Origin of the sequence: Streptomyces sp. NPDC048417 (assembly GCF_040651615.1) — a bacterium.
Taxonomy (GTDB): Bacteria; Actinomycetota; Actinomycetes; order Streptomycetales; family Streptomycetaceae; genus Streptomyces.
This window is the reverse complement of the sequence record NZ_JBEZKI010000070.1, coordinates 1-18,161: the sequence shown is the minus strand read 5'-3', so window position 1 is coordinate 18,161 and position 18,161 is coordinate 1. Positions and strand designations below refer to the sequence as shown.

Sequence of the window (18,161 nt, the reverse complement as noted above, 5' to 3'; positions counted from 1 at the left end):
GCGGCCGCCGCGGCGGCCGCGGACGGCGGGTGGCAGGAGACCGGTGCCGGGACGTCCAGCGCGGGGTTGCGGTCGAAGAAGCCGTCCGGTTCCAGGCGCAGCCTCGCCCGGGCCACCGGCATCACCGGCCACTCCTCGGGACGCGGGAAGTGGTGTGAGCCGACCGTCGCCCACAGCACCAGCTCCGTGCCGTCCAGCGAACGGTCCTCCCGCTGCCAGCGGTGCACCCCGTCCGCGCCGGGCTCGGCCTGGTTGGGGTACTCGCCGGCCACGAACCGCCGCGCCGGGTCGTACTCCGTCGCCCACAGCTGCTTCGCCACGAACGGCGCCCGCCGCGCGCACACGCTGTCCGGACGTACCGGCAGCACCGCCGTGTTCTCCACATGCACCCGGTACGCGGTCGGCTCACCCATCCGGTTGCGCGCCTCGGTGCTCTCCACCCGCCAGTGCAGGGACCGGGAGGCGTCCGTGGACCGCCCGCCCTCGGACTCGCTGAGGACCGGGCGCAGGACCGTCCGCGCCGCGTTCCCGTACGGGTCGAGCGCCGGGTCGCTCTCGTGCTCGGCGGTCACCTCGACCAGCCGGTTGGCAGTCCCGTCCACCGCCATGTCCAGTCGTACGGCGAAGAAGTGCTGGTGGTTGGTGACCGCCACGTGCGGGGCGACCCGCCGGGCGTACGGCGTCTCCTCGTCCTCCGTGACACCGGTCGCGGAGAGGATGCCGGTCATCTTGATCTCCAGCATCACCGAGCCGTCCTGGTACAGGGACCAGTAGAAGCCGTAGTCGTAGTTGGCGACCGTGGCGAACGCCGAGATGATGAGCCGGCGGGAGCGGCGCACCTCCGTACGGCCGGTGCGTCCGTCGTGATGCTTCCAGAGGATCCCGTCGTCCTCCTCGTGCATGCACACCGCGTTGGGGATGACCCGGGGCACGCCGTCGCCGCCGAGGACCGCCGCGTCGAAGTAGTGGATGACGCCGAGGCAGTCGCAGCCCAGGGCGAGGGAGTTGGTGAGCGGCCCGGCGCCGTACTCGCCCCAGTCGAAGAAGTTCTTGCGGTACTGGGTGGAGGCGGTGTCGAAGTACGGCACGTACATCTCGTTGACCGAGGCCCGGCGGATCACCTCGCGCGGCCCCCTGCCGCCCGCGTCGAAGCTCAGGTCGTGCAGCACCAGGCCCTCGCGGTGGCTGAAGCCGACCCGCACCGACCAGCCCTGCCAGTCCACCCGCTGCCCGGTCACGGTGAAGCTCGGCCCCTCGGGCTGGACCACCTCCAGCGGTTTCAGGCCGGCCCGCTCGGGCACCGTCCCGGCGGCGAACACCCCGGACTCCTGCGACAGCGGCACCACCCCGTGGTCCTCGATGTACAGCACCTCCATCGACTCCATGTCGATGACCGGCACCACGCCCTGCACGGGCCGCGCGTAGCCGTTGTCGTCCGCCGACTCGCGGTGCCACACACTGCCCCAGGTCAGCCTGCGGCCCGGGTGCTCGGGCGGCTCGAAACCGCCGATCGACTCCGGGTCGACCATCACCAGCGACACGTCGTGGATGTCGCGCAGCGCGAGCGCCTCCCGGAACCGGGGGTCCGCCCGGCACGCGGCGGCGGCCTGCCGGGCCTCCTCCGACGAACAGCCGGGGCTGCGCACGTCCAGCTCGCGCCAGGCCGTGGACCGCGGCTTGTCGCCGAGTTCCAGGTCGACCTCGTAGCCGACGTGCGCCGAGGGACAGATCACCACCGCGCGGGCCCGCCGGGCGTCGCCGGGCCGGGCGGTGCGCGCGTGGTGCTCGTCCAGGGCCACACCCCAGAACCGGACGTCCTCGGTGACCCGGGCGTCGTCCTTCAGCACCTTGACGGCGACGGCCAGTTCGGCGGCGGTCAGCGGATCCAGCGGGTGGGGTGCGGCGGCGGACGGCGTGCGGGGCGCGAGGGTGCTCATACGGGGGTTCCTTCCGGGGCGGTGCGGGTGGTGCGGGTGGTGCGGGTGGTGCGGGTGGTACGGGTGGTGCCGGGATCGTCGGGTGCGAGGTGGATCGTGCCGCCGTCGGCTCGGGGGTCTGAGGCGGCGTCCAGGCGGCCGTCGTGGGTGAGCCGGGCCACCTGGACGTGGCCGGCCAGATCGCTCGGACCCGGCGCGGTGACCACGGGAAGTCCCGGTGACGCGGCCGGCGTTGTCGCCGGAACCGAGCCGGGCTCGGCGAGCAGGGTCTGGTCCTCGAAGCCGATGTCCCGGGCGCCGATCACCCAGCGCGGGTCCGCCAGTACGGTCGTCGGGTCGGCGTCCGGGTCCGCCAGCCCGGGCAGGGTCTGGGCGAGGATCTGCGGCTGGGCCCGGCCGCCCTGGCAGCCCGCCGCCAGCAGCAGCGCGGGGGAGCGGCCGATCACCGGACACAGCGTGTGCGGCGGGCGTGCACCCGGGCGCAGCAGGCCGGGATGCCCGGGAAGCAGGCTGAACGCCGAACCCCGGTTGTGCAGCACGATCCCGGTGCCCGGGTCGCAGAGTCCGGAACCGAAGGTCTGGTAGACGCTCTGGATGAGCGAGACCGCGAGCCCGGAGGAGTCCACGGCCGTCACCGCGACCGTGTCACCGGACGGCCGGAACGGCGGCCGTGGCGGGAGCGTGCCGGTCAGCGGCGCCGGGTCGAGCAGCCCGTCGAGGTCGAGCCGCTGCCCGCGCGGATCGCCGAGCAGCCGGTCCCGGGCGGCCGAGGCGTCCTGGCATCGGGCGGCCAGCAACCGGGTGCGCTCCGCAGCGGAGCGGCCCGGGGCGCCGGCCGCCGCGGACAGCAGGGCGGGGAGCACGGCGCCCTGACTGGGCGGGGGCGCGGCCCACCAGCGGACGCCCATGGTGTTGGCGTCGGGGGCTTCGGCGTGCGCTGGTTCGGCGTTCACGGTCTCGGCGCCCACCGGCTCGATGCCCACCGCTTCAACGCTCACCGGCGCGACGCTCACCGCTTCAACGCCCACCGGCTCGATGCCCACCGCTTCAACGCTCACCGGCGCGGCGCTCACCGCTTCAACGCCCACCGGCTCGATGCCCACCGCTTCAACGCTCACCGGCGCGGCGCTCACCGCTTCAACGCCCACCGCTTCAACGCTCACCGGCGCGGCGCTCACCGCTTCAACGCTCACCGGCGCGGCGCTCACCGCTTCAACGCTCACCGCTTCAACGCCCACCGCTTCAACGCCCACCGCCTCGGCGCCCACCGCCTCGGCGCCCACCGCCTCACCGCTCACCGGCTCGACGCTCACCGGGTTCGCGAACTCGGCGCGGTGTGCCGCCAGGTCGTCGGCCGTGAGCGGGCTGCCGAGGTCGCGCAGTCCGGCGGCGAGTGCCTCGGCGACGGCGCCCCGGTAGAACGACCAGGGGTCGTCGGCGAGTTCGTCGAGCACCGTCGCCAACCGGGGCTGGGGGAGTGGGTCGCCCTCCACCAACGGCCGGCCGTCGGGGCCGGTCAGAAGCGTCGACAGGCCCGGATCGGCCTTGATGCGCGCCTCGTTGTCCCGTACCGCGCGCGCCAGCCCGGCCGAGACCGTCGCGCCCGTCCGGGCGAGCTCGGCGGCGTCCCGCAGCGAGGCGGCGAGCGCGCCCGGCGTGCCGTACGCCTCGGCGAGCGCCGCCCAGCCCGCCACCGCGCCCGGCACGGTGACGGTCTCCGGACCCTGGGCCGGCATCCGGGAGTCCGCCGCGCGCAGTGCCTCGACGTCGGTGCCCGCCGCGGCCGCCCCGACGGACAGCAGTGCGCGCACGGTGCCGTCCGGGGCGTGGACCAGGGCGATCAGGTCGCCGCCGAGGGAACACTGGTGCGGGTAGACGACGGTCAGCGCGGCCGCCGCGGCCAGCGCCGCGTCCACGGCGTTGCCGCCGCGCCCGGCCGCCCGCCGGGCCGCGGCGAGCGCCGCGGGGTGCGGGGCGGCCAGGGCCAGTGCGCCGGCCGGGGTCACGCGGCGTCCTGGGGCAGCAGCAGAGTGCGCGAGGGGGCCGCCTCGGCGCCCTGGAGGGGTACGGGCAGCGACAGCATGTCGTAGACCCCGGCCGGGGCGTGCAGCAGGTCGACGACCTCAAGGATCAACACGTCCGCACCGCACAGCAGTTGGTGCGTCTCCCAGTGCGTGGTGTAGGCGATCGCCTCGATGCTGAGGTAGTCGATGCCCGCCGTGCGCACCCCTGCCTCGATCAGCCGCTCGGCGCCGTCCGGAGCCAGGCCGACCCACTGCCGGGCCTTCCACGGACTGCGCAGCACCCCCGCCGAGTTGCTGGTGCGCAGCAGCACCCGTTCCTCTGTGCCGAGCCCCGCCGCGTCGAGGTCGGCGGCGGTGATCTGCTCCTTGACGTGGGTGAGGTCCAGCACCCGGGCCGTCCCGTTGAGGGCCGACAGGTCCAGCCGGTCGACGGTCTTGCCGCCGTCGACGAAGTGGGCCGGGGCGTCGATGTGCGTCCCGGTGTGGGCGCCGATGCGCCAGCGGCTGACGTTGGACGGATCGCCCGCCGTCCGCGACTCGACGACCTCCATCTCCGGCCGCCGGCCCCAGTGCAGCATGCCGGGGTGGATCGGCACGGAGACGTCGATGGCCTTGGTCACATCGAGGTGCATGACACGCTCCTATTGGATGCGGATAGTCTGTAAATGGATCCAATGTCGATGAACAGTGGATGGCGGCGGCGTGGCAGACTGCTCGACCACCGCGCGGCCCCCGTCAGTCCCCGAGAAGGGTGAGACCCACTCCGATGACGCCCCAGACCGACGAAGGCGCCCTCGTCGACGACATCGCTGCCCGTATCCGCGCGCGGATCATGGACGGGGAGCTCCCCATCGGGAAACCGCTGCGCCAGGCGGCGCTGGCGGCCGAGTTCGGGGTCAGCCGCACCCCGGTGCGTGAAGCGCTGCGCCAGCTGCAGAACGGCGGGCTGATCGAGATGCAGCCGCACCGCGGAGCGGTGGTGCGGGTGCCGGCGCCGTGGGAGGTGCGGCAGGCCTACGAGGTGCGCGCGGAGCTGGAGGCCCTGGCCGCCCGCCGCGCGGCCGCCCGGATCACCGACAGCCAGCTCGCCGAGCTGCGCCGCCACAACGACGTGCTGCGCGCGGCGGCGGCGGGCGTCGGCGCCGCGGGCACCCCGGACACCACCCAGGCCAACGACTGCTTCCACACCGTGGTCTGCCAGGCGGCGGACAACCCCTGGCTGAGCCGGATGATCGACCGGATCAACGAGAGCTTCCCGCGCAACGTGTCCTCGCTGGCCCTCACCGGTGACGAACGCCACCGTCAGCTGAACATCCGTCAGCACGACGCCGTCGTGGCAGCGTTGACCGACCGGGACGAGGACCGGGCGCAGGAGGCCATGCGCGAGCACGTCATCAGCGCCGGCGAACACCTGACCGCCTGGTACGAGCGACGCTCCCAGACCGTGTTCCACGGCTGACCCGGCTCCGGCCGCCCCGGTGGCGGCCGTCACCGGGCACCGCCGGGAACCAGCCGTGCGGGGGAGAGGAAGTCCAGGTCCGGGCGGGGGAGTTCGCACACCAGGTCGGCCAGGGCCGCCCCGATCGCCGGGCCGAACTTGAAGCCGTGTCCTGAACAGGCGGAGGCCAGCAGCGCCTGCGGCACACCGGGCACCTCGCCGACCAGGAACCGCCGGTCCGGTGTCATCGTGTACAGACACGTCAGGCTTTCCGTGACCGGGCCCGCACCGGGCAGTACCCGCTTCACCGCCCTTGCCAGCAGGGCGAGTTCGGCGTCGGTCGCGGCGGGTCTGGGCGCCTCCGGATCCCACGCGGGACCCGAGTCGAGACCGGCCTTCAGCCCCCGGCCGTCGGCGGCCGGAAAGCCGTAGAGCAGCCCTTCCGGGAGATCGACCGAGAAGCTGCCCAGCCCGCCCGGCCCGAGCGGCCCCGCCGGATCCGCGGCGAAGTACGCGTTCACGATCCGGGTGACCGTCAGGTGCGCGGTCAGCGACGGCACCAGGTAAGGCGTCCACGGCCCGGCGCACAGCACCAGCCGGCGGGCGCGCACCTCCCCGTCCGCCGTCCGGACGACGACCCCGTCGCCGTCCGGACGCCAGCCCGTGACCAGCGTGCGGTCGGCGATCGTGGCTCCGGCCCGTTCCGCGAGGGCGAGTTGGGTGCGCAGGGTCGCGCGGGCGTCGATGATCCCGGCGGCCGGGTCGTGCACCGCGGTGAACCCCTCGGGCAGCCGCAGCCCCGGGAAGATCCGGGCCGCCGCCTCGCGGTCCACGGCACGGCAGCCCGGACCGCGCAGCGGATCGGACCGCTCCCCGGGCGCCGCGTACAGCCCGCCGGTGACGTCCACCAGCCGGGTCCCCGCGGCCTGTTCCAGCTCGGCCCAGGCGCGGTAGGCGGTGTCGACCAGGCCGTCCCAGTCGGAGTGCGGATAGGCCCGGCGGATCATCCGGGTGGCGCCGTGCGAGGAGCCGCGGTCGTGCCCCATCGGGAACCGTTCGATCCCGAGGACGTCCAGCCCCCGCTCGGCGAGCTGCCGCAGCGCCGCACCGCCGTGCACGCCGAGCCCGACCACCACGGCGTCACGGCGTCCGGCCGCGGGCGTCCGGGCGGCCCGTGCGCGCGGGAGGTGGGCCGGGGGCCGGGAGGTGGCCGCGGTGACCCCTGTGGCCGCTGTGGCACCGGCCCGCGCCGCCGACGCAGCACGGTCCGTTCCGTGCGCGTCCGCCGCGATCTCCGCGACCGCCTCCACCAGGGCGTCCAGGTCGCCGTCGTCGGTGTACACGTGCACCGACGCCCGCACCACCTTGGCCAGTCCGCGCGGCTCCATGTCCCAGCGGCCGTGGTCGGCCGGCACGGCGATCAGGTACACCCGCCGCAGCGCCAGTCGCCGCTGCACCTCGCTCGCGTCGAGTCCCTCCACCACGAAGGTGACGATCGCCCCGCCCGCCGCCGGCGGGTCGGTGAGCCGTACGCCGGGGACCGCGCCGAGCCGCTCGCGCAGCCGCGCGGCGAGGGCGGACAGCCGGCCGAAGACGGTCGTGGGGCCGAGCGCGTGCAGGTCGGCCAGGGCCGAACCCAGACCGAGCCGCAGTGCGTGGGCGGCCTCCCACAGCTCGAACCGCCGTGCGTCGGGGGCCAGTTCCCAGCTGCGCTCGGCCGTCCAGCGGGCCCCGCGCACATCCGGTGCCTGCGGGGCGAGCCGTTCGAGGAGCGGCCGGCGCACCGCCAGCAGGCCCGTGCCGCGCGGACCGCGCAGGAACTTGCGGCCGGTGCCGATCAGCAGGTCGCAGCCGAGGGCGGTCATGTCGACGGGCAGCTGGCCCAGCGACTGGGTGGCGTCGAGCAGGAACGGCACCCCGTGCGCGGAGGTCAGCGCACCGATCCCGGCGGCCGGTTCGACAAGGCCCGACGAGGTCGGTACGTGCGCCGCGGTCACCAGCGCGGCGGGACCGGTGCGCAGAGCCCGCTCCAGGGCCTCCAGATCGGTCGCGCCGTCGGGCCCGTTGGGCAGCACCTCCACCCGCACTCCCGTGTCACGCTCGGCGGCCAGCAGGTGCAGGGCGCTGCTCACATAGCTGGAGCGGGCGGCGAGCACCCGGTCCCCGGGGCGCAGCCGCAGCGCCGACACGATGCGCTGCCAGCCGGCGGTGGCGCTCTCGACCAGGGCGATCTCGTCCGCGTCGACACCGAGCAGGCCGGCGGTACGGGTGTAGACGGCCGCCAGGCCGTCGGCGGCGAGCTTGGCCGCCTCGTAGCCGCCGTGCAGACTCTCGGCGCGCAGCTGGGCGATGACCGCCTCGACCGTGTCCGAGGCGAGCAGCGCGGCACCGGCCGCGTTGAAGTGGTGACCGGTCGCGCAGCCCGGGGTGCGGGCCCGCTCGGCGGCCAGGTCGAAACCGGCGGGGGCCGGCGGCACCGCCGTCACGGGGGCGCTCACAGCGCCATCGTGATGCTCTTGGGCTCGGTGAACCCGTCGACCGCCGCGTCGCCGAGATCCCTGCCCAGACCGGACTGCTTGCTGCCGCCGAACGCCACGGCGGGGTCGAACTCGTTGTAGGTGTTCACCCACACGGTGCCCGCCTGGAGCGCCGCCGCGGCGCGGTGCGCGCGGCCGAGGTCGGTGGTCCACACGCCCGCCGCGAGCCCGTAGTCGCTGTCGTTGGCGAGCGCGATCGCCTCCTCCTCGGTGTCGAAGGGCAGCACCGCGGCGACCGGTCCGAAGATCTCCTCCCGGGCGATCCGCATGTCCGGCGTGACGTCGGTGAACACCGTGGGCCGCACGAACCAGCCGGGTCCCGGCAGGGGTTCGCCGCCCGTGACGGCTTTGGCGCCCTCGGCGCGGCCGAGGTCCAGGTAGCCCGTGACCCGGTCGAACTGCTCCTGGGAGACGAGCGGCCCGATGTTGACCCCGCCCGAGAGGCCGGGGCCGATCCGCAGCGCCTCGACGGCCGGCAGCATCCGGTCCAGGAACTCCTCGAAGACCGTGCGCTGCACGAGCAGTCGACTGCCCGCCGTGCACATCTGTCCGGAGTGCCCGAACACGGCCCGTACGGCGGCCGGTACGGCGGCGTCCAGGTCGGCGTCGGCGAACACCATGTTGGCGGACTTGCCGCCCAGTTCGAGCGTGAGCCGCTTCACGGACGGCGCCGCCGCGGCCATGATCAGCCGCCCGACGTCGGTGGACCCGGTGAACGACACCTTGGCCACGTCGGGATGCGCGACCAGCTCCGCCCCGGTGCGTCCGTCGCCCGTCACCACGTTGACGACGCCCTCCGGCACCCCGGCCTCCAGGCACAGCGCGGCCAGCCGCAACGCGGTCAGCGGGGTCTGCTCGGCGGGCTTGACGACCACCGTGCAGCCGGCCGCCAGAGCCGGGGCGAGCTTCCAGGCGGCGATCATGAAGGGGAAGTTCCAGGGGAGTACGGCGGCCACCACGCCCACCGGCTCCCGGACGCTGTACACATGCCGGCCGGGCCCGGCGGGATGCACCGTGCCGGTCAGCCGGGCCGGGGTGCCGGCGAAGTGCCGGATCGCCTGGAGGCCCAGCTCCACGTCACCGCGGGCCCGCTCGATCGCCTTGCCGTTGTCCAGGGTGTCCAGGACCGCCAGCGCCTCGGCGTCCCGCTCCACCAGGTCCGCGAGCCGCAGCAGGACGTCCCGACGGTCCCGGGGCGGCAGCGCACGCCAGCGGCCGTCGCGGTGCGCGGCCGAGGCGGCGGCCACCGCCGCCGCCACGTCCGTGGCGTCCGCCTGGGCGATCGTGGTCAGCGGCTCGCGGGTGGCCGGGTCGAGGACCGGGATGCGCCGGGCCGAGGCGCCCGTGGTCCAGGCGCCGCCGATGAGCATGGGCTCGCACTCGGGCAGCCTGGGCAGGGTGATGCTGGGGTCCAAGGGGGTTCTCCTTGTCGTTCGTGGAACGGGCAGCGCGGTTCCTCAGGCGGGATGGCTCCGGCGGAACGACTCAGGCGGGTTCGCCGGGCCGGTGCGCCGCGCTGGGCCAGGGCTCGCGCACGGCGGCCGAGACCGCGCGGGCGGTGGTGAGCACACAGCGGTCGAACTCCGCCCGCCCGTGGGCCGCGTTGGCCTCGGTGACGTCCCGGCCCCATACACCGGTCTCGCTGACCTGGTCCATGCGGTAGTCCCAGAAGGAGTCGACGTCGACGTGCGAGGTGGCCCGCTCCATCCGCACCAGCTCGGGCGCCAGGTGCAGCATCACCGAGGTCTCGAAGTAGTTGGCGTGCATCAGCGCCCGCCCGTAGGTGACATGGCCGTCGACCTCGGGCCCCGGGTACATCGTCACGTACCCCAACGCCCGTACCCGGGCATCCCGATGACGGACCCTCAGTTTCTCGGCGGACACGTCGAGCGCGCCGTTGTTCCAGATGTGACCGTTGAGCAGGACGAACTGCCGTACACCGCTGGCGTACAGGGAGTCGATGACGTCCTCCACGACGGCGATCAGCGTCTCGGGGCGCAGCGCCACCGTGCCGGCGAAGTCGCCGTGCGAGGCGGACACGCCGAAGGCCAGCGGCGGCAGCACCGGTACGCCCGTCAGCGCGGACACGCCCAGGGCGACCGCCTCGCAGATCCGGGTGTCCACGGACAGCGGCAGATGGGGGCCGTGCTGTTCGGTGGCGCCCACCGGGATGATCACCGCGTCGCCGCCGGCGACCGTGGTCCCGGCCTCCTGCCAGGTCAGCTCCTGCCACGGCAACGGCGCTCCGGTGCCGCCGAGTTGCGCGGCGAGTGCGGGCACGTCCAGCTCGGTGGGGACGCTCAGGCCGTTGGGCCCTGTGATGACGGACGGCATGTCTCTCCTTTCCTCGGGAGTACGGGGGCACGGTCATGGGGCTTGTCGTGCGGGGTCACCAGCGGCGCCGGCTCTTCTCCGGCAGCAGGTCGAGGGCGCGGGCCGGGACGGGACGGTCGCCGTCGACGGTGGTGATCCACACGACGGCGTCCGGGCAGTAGTCGCTGACGAGTTCGCGGCACACCCCGCACGGCGCGATGATCCGGAACCGTCCGGCGGGCTTGATCTGCACCGACACCACCGACGTCACCGCCAGCGGCGCACCGGGCGGGAGCGCGCCGCGCGCGGTGCCGAGGGCGACGCCCTCCGCGCAGATCGAACTGCGCCGGCAGGAGCCCTCGACATGGACGCCGGTGTGGATCCGGCCGTCCGCGGTGCGCAGGGCGGTGGCCACCTCGTGCCGGTCCGGCTGCCACACCCGGTCCAGCAACGCCTGAGCCACGGAGAGGAGTTCGGCGTCCTGCTCGCTCATCTCCGGCGGCACGGCCACGGGCGCGGCGGTCATGCGCCGAGCCCCAGCAGGCGGGCCATGTTGCCGCCCTCGATCAGCGCCCGGTCCTTCTCGTCCTCGACCGCCTTGGCGATCTTCATACGCTCCAGGTCGAAGTCCGAGCCGGGCCACTCGCTGCCCATCAGGATCTGCCGGGGGCCGAGCCGGGCGTAGGCCCGCTTCACGTCGCTCATCAGCGTCGCGGACGTCTCCAGATAGACGTGCGGCTGCCGTTCGGCCACGATGATCGCCTCCGGCACGTTCCACACCGCGCCCATGTGGGCGATGATCGTCGGCACCTCGGGGTGGTCCCGGGCGATCTCCTCGATGGCGAGCGGTGCGCAGAAGGCGTCGTCCAGCGCGTTGACCAGCACCAGCAGCCCCCGCCTTGCACAGGCCTCGAACACCGGGTCGAGGAGCCCGTGGTCGGCCACGTGGTAGCCGTGCAGGCTCGGATGCAGCTTCAGCCCCACAAGGCCGGCGTCGGCGATCCGGTCGATCTCCTCGATCGCGTCGTCCGCCTGCGGCAGCACCTGGCCGAAGCCGAAGAACCGGTCGGGGTGCGCGGCCACCAGCGAGGCGATGAAGTCGTTCTCGATGCGCTGCGCGAGCGAGCACACCATCGCCATGTCCACCCCGGCGGCGTCCATCCGGTCGAGGATGCGGCGCGGCTCGAAGGGCTTGTAGGGCGGCGGCGCCTCGCCCTTGCGCGCGCCGGTCAGGTAGTCGGAACGGCCGCGCACGTCCTGGGTGGTGTTGTAGGCGTCGATGATCAATGCGGGTCCTCACTCACGGGCACGGGCACGGGGCCGAGGGGCAGATGGCAGCGCACGCGGCGGCCCGGCGATATCTCGCGCAGTTCCGGGTGCCGGGTGCGGCAGAGGTCGGTGGCGAACGGGCAGCGGGTCCGGAACAGACAGCCCTCCGGCGGGTCCGCGGGGTCGGGCAGCTCGCCCTCCAGGGGCTGCCGTTCGACGGGCGGGCCGGGCCGCAGCTCCGGCACGCTGGCCAGCAGCGCGCTGCTGTACGGATGGGCGGGGCCGGAGAAGAAGCCGTCCCGGGAGGCGGTCTCGATGATCTCGCCGAGATACATCACGGCGACCCGGTCGGCGATGTGCCGCACCACACCGAGGTCGTGGGAGATGAACAGCATCGTCAGACCCCGGTCGCGCACCAGGTCCGACAGCAGGTTCAGCACCTGGGCCTGGATGGACACGTCCAGCGCGGAGACCGCCTCGTCGGCCACCACGAACCGCGGCGAAGAGGCCAGGGCGCGGGCGATGCCGATGCGCTGGCGCTGGCCGCCGGAGAACTCGTGCGGCTTGCGCCCGCCGGCCTCGGCCCCCAGACCGACCAGGTCGAGGAGCTCGGCCACGGTACGTTCCGCCTCGGCGCGGCTCGCGCCCCGGGAGCGCAGCAGCGGTTCGGCGACGATGTCGGCGACCGTCCGGCGCGGGTTCAGCGAGCCGAACGGGTCCTGGAACACCATCTGGAGTTCGGCCCGGGTCCGCTTCAGGCGCCGGCCGCGCAGCCGGGTCAGATCGGTGCCGAGGAAGTCGATCCGGCCCGCCGACGGTTCCACCACGCGCAGCAGCGCCCGCCCGAGGGTGGACTTGCCGCATCCCGACTCGCCGACCAGGCCCAGCGTCTCGCCCTCGGCGATGTCCAGGTCGACGTCTCGCAGCGCCCGCACCCGGCCGCCGGCCCGGCCCGCGTAGTCGACCCGCAGCCCGCGGGCACTCATCAGGACCCCGCTCATACGGCGGCTCCCGCCGCCTGAGCCGCCCGAGCCCGCACCCGGGTCTCCACGGGCAGCACGCAGGCGTCCAGGTGGGCCGGGCCGCCGTAGCGCGGCCGCAGCTCCGGGCGGTTGTCGCAGCCGTCGTGGGCGAACGCGCAGCGCGGCCGGAAGCCGCAGCCGGACGGCCGCGCGACACCGGCGGGCGGACTGCCGGGGATGGCCGGCAACCGCTCGGGCACCGGCCCGTCCAGCGGGGGCACCGAGCCGAGCAGGCCCATCGTGTACGGGTGCTGAGGGTCGAACAGCACCTGGTCGCGGGTGCCCTGCTCCACGATCCGGCCCGCGTACATCACCGCCACCCGGTCGGCGACCTCCGCGACCACCCCCAGGTCGTGGGTGATCAGCAGCACGGACGTGCCGTGGTCGCGCTGCACCCGCTTCAGCAGCGCCAGTACCTGGGCCTGGATGGTCACGTCCAGCGCGGTGGTGGGCTCGTCGGCGATCAGCACCGCCGGGTCGTTGGCCAGCCCCATCGCGATCATCACGCGCTGGCGCATGCCGCCGGAGAGCTGGTGGGGATAGGCGCGCGCGGCCCGCGCCGGGCCCGCGATGCCGACCTCGCCGAGCAGCTCGACGGCCCGGTGCGCGGCCGTGGCGCGCGGGACGTCGCCATGGGCGCGGATCGTCTCCGCGACCTGCGCGCCCGCCCGGTGCAGCGGGTTGAGCGCGGCCAGCGCGTCCTGGAAGACCACCGTCACGTCCTTGCCGCGCACCCGGCGCAGCTCCCGCTCGGACGCCCCCACCAGCTCCCGGCCCCGGAAGGACACGGATCCGCCGATGTGGGTGCGGGGGCCGCGGTTGAGGCCGACCAGGCTCATCGACAGCGCCGACTTGCCCGACCCGGACTCGCCGACCAGCGCGAGGATCTCGCCCCTGCGCAGCGTCAGGTCCACCCCGTCAACGGCGGGCAGCCGGCCCGCCGGCACGTCGAACCCGACACTCAGGCCGCGTACTTCGAGCACCGCCTCCGGAGGGGGCGCGTCGAGCACGCCTCCCGGCGCGGTCACATCGTGCACGCCCTCCGGTGCGGTCGCGTCGTGCACGCCTCCCGGCGTGGTCGCGTCGTGCACGCCCTCCGGTGCGGTCGCGTCGTGCACGCCCTCCGGCGCGGTCGCGTCGTGCACGCCTTCCGGCGCGGTCATACGGCACCGCCCACGGCCAGCGCGGCCCGGTGGATCAGCTCGGCGACCCGCTCGGGCCACACCAGGGTGGTGTAGTGGCTGCCCGGCACGTGCTCGACGGTCGCCTTCATGCGCTCGGCCATGAAGTTCTGGATCGCCGGGCGCAGGGTGCGGTCGTCGTCGGCGACGAGGTACCAGCTGGGCAGCGACCGCCAGGCCGGGACACCGGTCGCCTGGGTGAAGATCAGGTTCTCGGCCTTCCGTCCCTCCGCCTCGACGACCGCCCGCTGCTCCTCCGACAGGTCCGGGCCGATCTCCGCCCAGAACTCCGGGCTCGGCTCGGACTTCCACTCGCCGTTCGGGCCGCGCCGCATGTACTTGGAGATCTCCGCGGGTTCGTAGCGCTCGACGATCCCGTTGACGGTCTCGCCCTCGTCCGGCCCGAACGCGGCGATGTAGACCAGCCCCGCGACGCGCGGGTCGCGTCCCACGTTCGTGATCACCGCGCCGCCGTAGGAGTGCCCGGCGAGCAGCACCGGGCCGCTGGTGCCCGCGAGCGCCGCGGTGGTCTCGGCGATGTCGTCGGCGAGCGAGGTCATCGGATTGGTGACCGTGAACAGCCGGTGGCCGTGGGCGGCGAGCAGCGGCTGGACCGCCGACCAGGTGGTGGGCCGTCCGCCGGCACCGTGGACCAGCACGATGTCCATCGGGATCATCCTTTGCGTAGGCGCGGGTCGAGGACCGTGTAGAGCAGGTCGACCGCGTGGTTGACGAGGGTGAACAGCAGGGCGATCGCGAGGGCCGCGCCCTGCACGACCGGGTAGTCGCGCTGCAGTACGCCCTGCACGAGGAGGCGTCCGACGCCGGGGTAGGAGAAGACGGTCTCGGTGACCACCGAACCGCCCAGCAGGGACCCGAACTGGAGCCCCAGGACGGTGACGATGGGCAGCCAGGCGTTGCGCAGCACGTGCCGGCGCACCACCGCGCCCTCGCCGAGACCCTTCATCCGGGCGGTGCGCACGAAGTCGTCGCCGAGCACCTCCAGGACGGAGGCGCGCACGATCCGGGTGATGAAGCCGGCCATCGACAGCGCGAGCGTCACCGCCGGCAGGATCAGATGCTGGAACCACGGCCACACCAGTTCGGGCCGGTCCTGGAGGATCGCGTCGAGCAGCACGAAGCCGGTGGTGGGCCGGTAGTCGAGCGTGCTGGGCAGCCGGCCGAGGACCGGCAGCCAGCGCAGCCACACGCCGAACACCACGATGGCGAGCACGCCGAGCGCGAACCAGGGCAGCGAGAAGCTGACGGTCGCCACGGCCCGGGTCGAGGTGTCGATCCAGCTGCCCCGCCGCAGCGCCGCGACGACTCCGGTGACGACGCCGAGCAGCACCGCGACCGTCATGGCCGCGAGGGTGAGCTCCACGGTCGCGGGCAGCGCGTCGCCGAGCAGGCCGAGGACGCTGTTGGAGCCGTAGAACGAGGTGCCGAGCCGCAGATGGACCAGGTCGTCGAGGAAGTGGCCGTACTGGGTGAGGAGCGGCTGGTCCAGGCCGAGGGCCTTGGTGACCCGTTCCTCGTTGGCGCTGAACTGCTCGGCGGAGGCGGTGTTGCCGCCCGCCGCAAGGGAGGTCGCCGGGGAGCCCGGCAGCAGTCGTATCGCCACGAACACCAGGGAGGCCAGGGCGAACAGCACCACGGGGATCACGGCGAGCCGGCGCAGGAACACCCAGACCGCTCCCGCCGGCCGGGGCAGGCGCACCCGGGTCAGCACCCCGGTACCGGCGCTCATGCCGTCCCCCTCGGGTCGAGGGCGTCCCGCAGGTCGTCGCCGGCGAAGTTGCACGCCACGACGAACAGCAGGGTGAAGGCGGCGGGCAGCACCACCAGCCGGGGAGCGGTGTACAGGAACTCCTGCCCGGCCTGCACCATGTAGCCCCAGTCCGGCTGCGGGGGCTGGATGCCCAGGCCGAGGTAGGACAGGCCGGCCGCGAAACCGGCCGCGACCGACAGCGTCATGACGACCTGGGCGAGCAACGGGCCGCCGATGTTGGGGAGTACCTCGCGCAGCAGGATGCGGGGCGCCCCGGTGCCGCCGAGCCGGCAGGCCACGACGTAGTCCTTGGCGGCCTCGCGTGCGGTCAGGGTGCGGGCGAGCCGCGCGAGGCCCGGCGCCAGCGAGATGCCGATGCCGAGGACCAGGCTGACCGTGCCCGGTCCGGCGGCCGCCACCAGCAGGATCACCAGCAGGATCGACGGGAAGGACAGCGCCAGGTCGACCAGCCGCATCAGCGCCTGCTCCACCACGCCGCCCGCGTATCCGGCGACCAGCCCGACCAGGGTGCCGATCCCGGCCGCGAGCGCGGTCGCCGCGAAGGACACCAGCAGCAGCGGACGGGCGCCGTGCACCAGCCGGGCCAGCTCGTCCCGGCCCAGGTCGTCGGTGCCCAGCGGATGCCCCGGCGCGCCGGGCGCCAGCAGCGCCGAGGAGGTCTGGCGCAGCGGGTCGGCCGCCACGACCAGCGGACCGAGCAGGGCGATCAGGACCGTCGCGGCGAGCAGCAGCCAGGCGAGCAGCGCGGGCCAGGAGCGGGCCACCGGGCGCCGGCGCAGCGCGCCCAGGAACCGTCGTGCCGTCCCGGGCCGGGGCGGGGAGGCCGCGGCGGGGGTCACCGCCTCCACCGCCACGGCGTCGACCGCGGCGCCGGCCTCAGACACTGGCCTTCTCCATGTAACAGCGGTGGTTGGCCAGCGCGTCGGTGTTCATGCCCTTCACGTCCGCACCGCTGACGACCAGGTTGCTGAAGCAGGCCAGCATCGACAGCACCATGTACTCCTCGGCCCAGCGGCGCTGGATCCTCGTGTAGGCGGCGGTGCGCTTCTTGGTGTCGGTGAGGTTCTTGGCCGTGTAGAGGTCGTCGGCGAGGGAGGCGGCGCCTTTCAGGGTGTCCATGCCGGAGAGCTTGGAGCCGTAGATGCTGGTGGGGCTCGCCATCGCGCCGACCATGTCGTCGGGGTCGGGCACGTAGGTGTTGCGCTCCCAGATCATCAGGTCGTGGTAGTCGTCCTCCCCGTCCAGGAGCCGACTGAAGTAGGTCGCGGGGTCCACCGACGTGGTGGCCACCTTGAAGCCGACGTCCGTGAGGTTCTGGGCGATGATCTGGGCCGCCTTGGGGTGCCAGGAGTCGCTGGCGGCCATGAGCCGGATGGTGCGCCCCTTCGCCCCGGCCTCCTCGACCAGCCGCTTGGCCTGCGCGGTGTCCTGGGTGCTGAGGTCGGCGAGCGCGGTGTCGTAGCCGGTCTGGGCGGGCGGGATGGCGTAGCCCCTGGGTTCGGCGCCGACGCCGTAGAAGGCCTGCTGGAGGATGGCCTTGCGGTTGATGGCCAGGTTGATGGCCTTGCGCACCTTCAGCTCGGGGACCCGGCGGGCGTCGATCATCATGATGGCGTCGGCGTTCTGCGGGGTGTCGTACACCTTCACCGCGCTGTCCTTGCGCAGCTGCGCGACGGCGGAGTACGGGGCGAACTGGGTCGCGGACACGTCGCCGCTCAGCAGCGAGCTGACGATGGTGGACGGGTCCTGGACCTGGCGCAGCACCAGCCGGTCGATGGGGGGCTTGCCCAACCGGAAGCCGTCGAAGGCCTCGAGCGTGATGGACTGCCCCGCGGTGGCGGTGGAGAAGGCGAACGGCCCGGTGCCCACGAGGTGCTTGCCGATGTCGGCGCCGTACTTGTCCAGCGCGGCCTTGGAGGTGATCCGGCCGCCGATGTCGGAGAGCTTGCCGAGCACGGTCCGGTCGGGCTTCTTGAGGACCATCTTCACGGTCAGGTCGTCCGGCGCGGTGAGCGAGGCGACGTTGGCGCCCATGCTCGCCAGCGGCCGGGTCGCGCCCTTGGGCAGCGTCTTGTCGTCCGGGTCGAACTGGCGGCCGAGGCTGGCGAGCACGTCGGCGGAGGTGAGCGCGGTCCCGTCGTGGAACTTCACCCCCGCGCGCAGGGTGAAGGTGTAGGTGAGCCTGTCATCGGATATGGTCCACGTTTTCGCCAGGTCCGGTGTGGGCTCGTTGGTCTCGAAGGAGATGAACGTCAGGCCGCGGCAGACGCAGTCGACGGCCATCCAGTCGCCCAGGGACGTGTAGAAGGCCGGGTCGTTGACGGCGCTGGTGGCGTCGATGGCCAGGGTGAGCGTGCCGCCCTTGCCGCCGCCGCCCCCGTCCTGGGCCGCGGCGCCGCACGCGGTGAGCAGGGCAGGCAGCCCGAACCCCACGCCCACGCCGAGCAGTCCGGCCCCCCGGAGCATCGTCCGGCGCGAGACGTCCCGCGACCCGATCGCCGACACCGACGACGGGGCGGCGGTGGTCGAGGGCGGTCCAGAGGTGTGATCCGGCATGGGGCCTCCGTAAGTTGTTAGGTGGCCCGGGAGGGCCGGATGTGGCTTATGGGGTCTTGCCTTCAGTGGCTTCTCAGGAGTGGCCGTCCGGC

At 73.8% G+C, this 18,161-nt stretch carries 15 protein-coding genes; 1 reads left to right on the top strand and 14 read right to left on the bottom strand.

What is annotated here, in order from left to right; translation table 11 throughout:
* From AB0D59_RS50580 to AB0D59_RS50570, 3 genes are all read right to left on the bottom strand, one after another.
* Positions 1-1,937 (bottom strand): primary-amine oxidase (locus tag AB0D59_RS50580; protein ID WP_362579822.1); only part of this gene is annotated, 1,937 nt, incomplete at its 3' end.
* On the bottom strand, positions 1,934-3,943 hold the full coding sequence (locus AB0D59_RS50575) for a gamma-glutamyltransferase (protein ID WP_362579819.1): 2,010 nt from the start codon (positions 3,941-3,943) through the stop codon (positions 1,934-1,936). The genes AB0D59_RS50575 and AB0D59_RS50580, both read right to left, overlap by 4 nt.
* On the bottom strand, positions 3,940-4,593 hold the full coding sequence (locus AB0D59_RS50570) for a cyclase family protein (protein WP_362579816.1): 654 nt from the start codon (positions 4,591-4,593) through the stop codon (positions 3,940-3,942). The genes AB0D59_RS50575 and AB0D59_RS50570 overlap by 4 nt, the downstream gene beginning before the upstream one ends.
* 134 nt (positions 4,594-4,727) lie before the next feature.
* Here AB0D59_RS50570 and AB0D59_RS50565 point away from each other — a divergent pair, with 134 nt between their 5' ends.
* Positions 4,728-5,420, top strand: a complete 693-nt coding sequence (locus AB0D59_RS50565) for a GntR family transcriptional regulator (RefSeq protein WP_362579813.1) — start codon at positions 4,728-4,730, stop codon at positions 5,418-5,420.
* 29 nt (positions 5,421-5,449) lie between these two features.
* Here the strand turns inward: AB0D59_RS50565 and solA are convergent, their stop codons facing one another.
* The 11 genes from solA to AB0D59_RS50510 all read right to left on the bottom strand — a co-directional run bounded on the left by solA (position 5,450) and on the right by AB0D59_RS50510 (position 18,069).
* Positions 5,450-7,897: an N-methyl-L-tryptophan oxidase gene (gene solA / locus AB0D59_RS50560; RefSeq protein WP_362579810.1), complete on the bottom strand. Its 2,448-nt coding sequence runs from the start codon at positions 7,895-7,897 to the stop codon at positions 5,450-5,452.
* Positions 7,894-9,351: an aldehyde dehydrogenase family protein gene (locus tag AB0D59_RS50555; RefSeq protein ID WP_362579807.1), complete on the bottom strand. Its 1,458-nt coding sequence runs from the start codon at positions 9,349-9,351 to the stop codon at positions 7,894-7,896. The genes solA and AB0D59_RS50555 overlap by 4 nt, the downstream gene beginning before the upstream one ends.
* Positions 9,352-9,421: 70 nt before the next feature.
* Positions 9,422-10,270, bottom strand: a complete 849-nt coding sequence (locus AB0D59_RS50550; RefSeq protein ID WP_362579804.1) for a creatininase family protein — start codon at positions 10,268-10,270, stop codon at positions 9,422-9,424.
* Between the two features lie 55 nt (positions 10,271-10,325).
* Complete coding sequence (locus AB0D59_RS50545; protein WP_362579801.1) at positions 10,326-10,775, bottom strand: cytidine deaminase; 450 nt, start codon at positions 10,773-10,775, stop codon at positions 10,326-10,328.
* Complete coding sequence (locus AB0D59_RS50540; RefSeq protein WP_362579798.1) at positions 10,772-11,536, bottom strand: amidohydrolase family protein; 765 nt, start codon at positions 11,534-11,536, stop codon at positions 10,772-10,774. Before AB0D59_RS50540 ends, AB0D59_RS50545 begins: the two co-directional genes overlap by 4 nt.
* Complete coding sequence (locus tag AB0D59_RS50535) at positions 11,533-12,519, bottom strand: oligopeptide/dipeptide ABC transporter ATP-binding protein (protein WP_362579795.1); 987 nt, start codon at positions 12,517-12,519, stop codon at positions 11,533-11,535. Before AB0D59_RS50535 ends, AB0D59_RS50540 begins: the two co-directional genes overlap by 4 nt.
* Positions 12,516-13,703 (bottom strand): ABC transporter ATP-binding protein, encoded by a 1,188-nt coding sequence (locus AB0D59_RS50530; protein WP_362579792.1) that lies wholly within the window; start codon positions 13,701-13,703, stop codon positions 12,516-12,518. Before AB0D59_RS50530 ends, AB0D59_RS50535 begins: the two co-directional genes overlap by 4 nt.
* Entirely contained in the window at positions 13,700-14,389 is a 690-nt protein-coding gene (locus tag AB0D59_RS50525) for an alpha/beta hydrolase (RefSeq protein ID WP_362579789.1), read from the bottom strand. Before AB0D59_RS50525 ends, AB0D59_RS50530 begins: the two co-directional genes overlap by 4 nt.
* A gap of 5 nt (positions 14,390-14,394) precedes the next feature.
* Positions 14,395-15,471: an ABC transporter permease gene (locus tag AB0D59_RS50520; protein WP_362579787.1), complete on the bottom strand. Its 1,077-nt coding sequence runs from the start codon at positions 15,469-15,471 to the stop codon at positions 14,395-14,397.
* Positions 15,468-16,397 (bottom strand): ABC transporter permease, encoded by a 930-nt coding sequence (locus AB0D59_RS50515; protein WP_362579784.1) that lies wholly within the window; start codon positions 16,395-16,397, stop codon positions 15,468-15,470. The genes AB0D59_RS50520 and AB0D59_RS50515 overlap by 4 nt, the downstream gene beginning before the upstream one ends.
* Positions 16,390-18,069, bottom strand: coding sequence for an ABC transporter substrate-binding protein (locus AB0D59_RS50510; RefSeq protein ID WP_362579781.1), 1,680 nt, complete (start codon positions 18,067-18,069; stop codon positions 16,390-16,392). The genes AB0D59_RS50515 and AB0D59_RS50510 overlap by 8 nt, the downstream gene beginning before the upstream one ends.
* Between the last annotated feature and the right edge of the window lie 92 nt (positions 18,070-18,161).